Origin of the sequence: Novosphingobium sp. (assembly GCF_032093395.1) — a bacterium.
Taxonomy (GTDB): Bacteria; Pseudomonadota; Alphaproteobacteria; order Sphingomonadales; family Sphingomonadaceae; genus Novosphingobium.
In genome coordinates, this window is record NZ_DAMDBA010000149.1 from 1 (window position 1) to 4,197 (window position 4,197).

The 4,197-nt window shown below is 63.7% G+C and carries 6 protein-coding genes and 1 pseudogene; 4 read left to right on the forward strand and 3 right to left on the reverse strand.

Annotation, left to right across the window (positions count from 1 at the left end):
- Positions 1-171 (reverse strand): annotated as a pseudogene (locus RT424_RS24005) (ribonuclease PH); the annotation flags it as partial.
- A gap of 161 nt (positions 172-332) precedes the next feature.
- Here RT424_RS24005 and hrcA point away from each other — a divergent pair.
- From hrcA to RT424_RS24020, 3 genes are all read left to right on the forward strand, one after another.
- Entirely contained in the window at positions 333-1,376 is a 1,044-nt protein-coding gene (hrcA, locus tag RT424_RS24010; protein ID WP_313443361.1) for a heat-inducible transcriptional repressor HrcA, read from the forward strand.
- Positions 1,377-1,392: 16 nt separating this feature from the next.
- Positions 1,393-1,968, forward strand: a complete 576-nt coding sequence (locus tag RT424_RS24015; RefSeq protein WP_313443364.1) for a nucleotide exchange factor GrpE — start codon at positions 1,393-1,395, stop codon at positions 1,966-1,968.
- 105 nt (positions 1,969-2,073) lie between these two features.
- Complete coding sequence (locus RT424_RS24020) at positions 2,074-2,331, forward strand: hypothetical protein (RefSeq protein WP_313443366.1); 258 nt, start codon at positions 2,074-2,076, stop codon at positions 2,329-2,331.
- 93 nt (positions 2,332-2,424) lie between these two features.
- Here RT424_RS24020 and RT424_RS24025 read toward each other — a convergent pair whose 3' ends face one another.
- Together RT424_RS24025 and RT424_RS24030 are read right to left on the reverse strand one after the other, a co-directional pair.
- On the reverse strand, positions 2,425-2,859 hold the full coding sequence (locus RT424_RS24025; protein ID WP_313443368.1) for a vgr related protein: 435 nt from the start codon (positions 2,857-2,859) through the stop codon (positions 2,425-2,427).
- 92 nt (positions 2,860-2,951) lie between these two features.
- Positions 2,952-3,500, reverse strand: coding sequence for a copper chaperone PCu(A)C (locus RT424_RS24030; RefSeq protein ID WP_313443370.1), 549 nt, complete (start codon positions 3,498-3,500; stop codon positions 2,952-2,954).
- A 219-nt stretch (positions 3,501-3,719) separates the two neighbouring features.
- On the opposite strand from RT424_RS24030, the gene RT424_RS24035 reads away from it, so the two are divergent.
- A partial coding sequence (locus tag RT424_RS24035; protein ID WP_313443372.1) for an Hsp70 family protein occupies positions 3,720-4,197 on the forward strand: 478 nt, incomplete at its 3' end.

Below are 4,197 nucleotides of genomic sequence, written 5' to 3' on the forward strand. Positions count from 1 at the left end.
GCCTTCGCCCTTGCCGCGCAGGAACGGCGGAACCTTTTCCTCGACCGAAGCCGTGACGAGAACGCGGGTATCACCGAAGGAAATCAGCACCGAACCTTCGGCATGCTTGGTGAAGCCGGTCTGGATGTCGATAGCGCGCATCTCGTCGGGGGTACGGCCTGAAGGTCGCATGTGTGATCCTTTGCTCAAGTTCTGATCGTCGATTACCCGCGCGCCCCTAGAGCATTTTCACGGCGAGTGGAAACACCTCCGGCGCAGAAAATGCGCGCAATCGAATGGCTCCCGCGCATTTGGCTTGAGACGCACGCCGCAGTCCCTAGATTGTGCGGGAGATGCCGACACCTCCGATCACCGAACTCTCCGATCGCGCCCGCGAGATTTTCCGCCTCGTGGTGGAGGGATATCTGGCGACCGGCACCCCGGTAGGCTCGAAGACTCTGGCCGGGCCGGGCGGAGTCAGGCTGTCCTCGGCCTCTATCCGGTCGGTGCTGGCCGACCTCGAATCGTTCGGACTCCTTGCGGCGCCGCATACGAGCGCGGGACGCTTGCCCACCGAGGCCGGCCTGCGCCTGTTCGTGGACGGGATCATGCAAGTGGCGGAGCCCACCGTGGAGGAGCGCCTTGCGATCGAGAGCCGGATATCCTCGCCCGGTCCGATCGAGGCCGCGCTGGAGGCGACCAGTGCGCTTCTCTCCAATCTCACTTCCGGGGCGGGCGTCGTCATGGTGCCGCGCCGCGAACCACGGCTGATGCATCTCCAACTCGTGCCGCTAGGGCCGGGCCGGGCGCTTGCCGTGCTGGTGGGAGAGGACGGCGCCGTGGAGAATCGCATCGTCGAGTTCCCTGCCGCATTACCGCCCGGCGCCCTGGAGGAAGCCTCCAACTATATCACCGCACATCTCGCCGGTCGCACGCTTGGCGAAGCGGCGCGGGCCATGCAGATGGATATCGCCACGGGCAAGTCGGCGCTCGATGCCGCAAGCCGCGACCTGGTAGAGCGCGGCCTTGCGGTGTGGAGCGAGGATGCCATGGCCCGCCCCGTGCTGATCGTGCGGGGGCAGGCCAACCTGCTGGACGAAACGGCGCTGTCCGACTTTGAACGCGTGCGCTCCCTGCTGGACGACCTGGAAAACAAGCAGTCGGTGGCCGAGCTGCTCGATCTGGCGCGAGAGGCCCAGTCAACGCGCATCTTCATCGGCTCGGAGAACCGGCTTTTCGCACTTTCCGGCTCCTCGGTAATCGCCTCGCCCTATCGTGACCGCGATGGTCGGGTGGTCGGCGTGGTGGGGGTAATCGGGCCGACCCGGTTGAATTATGCGCGCGTCGTCCCCATGGTGGACTTTACTGCCCAGAGCCTGGGCAAGCTCATCGGATAGTTGGAACTTTACACGAATGACTGACGACAAGACCCAGCCGCCAGAGGGTCGGACTGTAGATCCCGCAATCTCGGAAGAACTGAAGGGCGTGCCTGAAGACATGATCGACAGCGAAAACGATGGCGGCGAACTCGCCAAGCTCCGCGAGGAACTGGAAGTCGCAAAGCAGGACATGCTTTACGCGCGCGCGGAAACGCAGAACGTGCGTCGCCGGCTTGAAAAGGACATCGCCGACACCCGCGCCTATGCGGCGACCGGCTTTGCCCGCGACATCCTTTCCGTGGCCGACAACCTGAGCCGCGCGCTTTCCGCCATTCCGGAAGACTTGCGCGAGGACGAGAAGCTCAAGGGCATCGTCGCGGGCATCGAGGCGACCGGTCGCGAAATCGACAAGGTCTTCACCAACCACGGCATCACCCGCGTGGCGGCCGTAGGGCTTCCGCTCGATCCCAACCAGCACCAGGCGATGATCGAAGTGCCCTCGGCCGATGCCGAGCCGGGTACGATCGTGCAGGAGCTTCAGGCCGGCTACATGATCAAGGACCGCCTCCTGCGTCCGGCCATGGTGGCCGTGGCCAAGAAGCCGGACTGATCCGGGGTGCGCTGAGCGTTTTGGGAGGGTTTTGAGAGCACTTTGGAACCCTCCCGCGTCGGGGCCGTTGAGCAGGTAGGAACCTGATTTCAGCGGAGAGATCCCATGCGAATGCTCATTCTTCCCATCCTCGCCGCCGGTGCGCTTGGCATGGCCGGTTGCGCCAGCAACTATGGCGGCGAAGGCGCTCTGGCCGGTGGCGCACTTGGCGCGGGCGTAGGTGCGCTGGCCGGCGATGCGGTGGCCGGCGCCGCCGTTGGCGCCGCTGCCGGTGCAGCGGTAGGGTCGACCCAGAAGAAGAACGATCGGGGCTGTTATCGCTACGATCGTCGTGGCGATCGCTATTGGGATCGCGACTGCTGAGCCGCAAACCATGACCGGCATTGCCGATACATGATAAAGGGCGCGAGGAAACTCGCGCCCTTTATCATGAACGGCGCTCGTATCGGGTGCCGTTCAGGCTTGTAATCGACCGAACGGCAGAATGCCGTCGTAACTGGCGAACGGCGGTGCACCGGGCACTTGGAAACCGCGTTCCAGCAGGAAGGCATGGCGCACGATTTCGGCCTGCTGCTCGATCCCGTACCGACCGAGGGCCCAACCCGGTCTCAGGGCGTAGTCGTACCTGCAGAATGGGTGGCGCATGAGCGGCAGATACCAGCGCCCTTTCAGCTGGGATTGCCACACATGGGTCATTTCATGGATGAATAGACCCTGGAGCCCGATCGGAGCCGTGGCGAAATCGTCGCTGTAGAGGCGCGACTGCCGATGAAAGTGAAGGTGCCCGCAAGGCGCCATCACCACATTTGCGGTCTGGAAGGGAAACCACTTACGCCTCCGGATGCGCACCGGTGTACAATCGATGGCGTTCCCGAATACCGTGCGCACCAATTCGATCTCGCCCCGTGTCAGGGGACGCTCTGCACCGGCGGGGCAAGCTGCCGGGTGCGTCGATGCGTCGTCCTTGCGGATCGCGCGCGCCGTCAGTGCTCCATTCCCGGCATGTCGCCCATGCCGTCTCCGCCCATGCTTTCCACGCGCAGCGGCATCGAGAGCTTGTCGCCATCCGAGAAGGTGAGGGTGAGTTCCGCGGTTCCGCTGGCTTTGACGCTATCCTCGATGTCGAAGACCATGACGTGCATGCCGCCTTGCTTGAATTCGACCTGCGCCCCGGGCGCGATGTCCAGCGAATCGATGGCAGCCATGGTGCCGCCGTCCGTCTTGTGCATCTGTGCGCTTCCCGATCCGCTGACATGGACGCCCACCAGTTTCGCCGCAGCAGGACCATCGTTCCGTACCGTGAAGTAAACGGCACCCGGTCGGCCAGGTACGACGGGGAGGAACAGATGGCCGTCGCTGGCACTGATTCCCGGCTTGGCGGCAGGCCCGGCTTCGGCTGTTGCGCTCTCCTGGGCAACCGGGCTTTCGGCCTGCTTGCAACCTGCGGTGGCGGCAAGAATGCCCGCGACACCGACGAGAGCAAGCACGCGGAAGGAGGCAGGCAAACGCACGGGCTTCTGGGCAGACTTCACGGCCGATCGATCCTCTCGGAAGAGCCCCTGACGCCAAGCAGCTTTGAGGGGCTGAAAATTTCCACCGCGTAATGCCATTGCGACAGACTTGTTCCAAGCGAAACCGCACCTATATGCCGCTCCGACGACTTTGAACGTCATCGAGCTGTGCAAGCCGCCTTGCCTTGTGGAGGGAGGCGATCCGCATGGTGTCATCCACTGACGTGAGGAATGGGGATAATGGCAAAAGTAATTGGTATCGACCTTGGCACCACCAACAGCTGCGTCGCCGTAATGGACGGCGGCAAGCCCAAGGTTATTGAGAATTCCGAAGGCGCGCGCACCACGCCCTCGATCGTCGCCTTCACCAAGGATGGTGAGCGTCTGATCGGGCAGCCCGCAAAGCGCCAGGCCGTGACCAACGGCGACAATACGATTTTCGCGGTGAAGCGCCTCATCGGCCGCCGCTTCGACGATCCGGTGACCAAGAAGGACACCGAGCTGGTTCCGTACCACATCGTCAAGGGCAAGAACGGCGACGCCTGGGTCCAGGCCGGCGGCGAAGACTACAGCCCGTCGCAGATCTCGGCCTTCACTCTGCAGAAGATGAAGGAAACCGCCGAATCGTACCTCGGCGAGACCGTAACGCAGGCCGTCATCACCGTGCCCGCCTACTTCAACGACGCACAGCGCCAGGCGACCAAGGACGCCGGCCAGA